The organism is Shewanella electrica, from assembly GCF_022321485.1.
GTDB lineage: Bacteria > Pseudomonadota > Gammaproteobacteria > Enterobacterales > Shewanellaceae > Shewanella > Shewanella electrica.
In genome coordinates this window covers 1-255 of record NZ_JAKOGG010000493.1, presented here as the reverse complement: position 1 = coordinate 255, position 255 = coordinate 1, and the positions used below count along the sequence as shown (strand labels likewise).

Below are 255 nucleotides of genomic sequence, written 5' to 3'. Positions count from 1 at the left end.
AGATGTACAAGGAAAAAGGCGTGGCAATCCAGAAGAACGTGGCGGGCCTGATGCTGTCTGCCATCATTTCCGATTCCCTGCTGTTCAAATCTCCAACCTGCACGGAGGAAGATGTGGCAGCAGCACGCGAACTGGCTGAAATCGCCGGTGTCGATGCGGACAGCTACGGTCTGGCCATGCTGAAGGCTGGCGCTGATTTGAGCGACAAGACAATCGAGCAGCTGATTTCCCTGGATGCAAAGGAATTCCAAATGG

1 pseudogene is annotated in these 255 nt (G+C 54.1%); it reads left to right on the top strand.

The features are described from left to right. Positions 1–255, top strand: a pseudogene (locus tag L9G74_RS21290) (manganese-dependent inorganic pyrophosphatase); the annotation flags it as partial.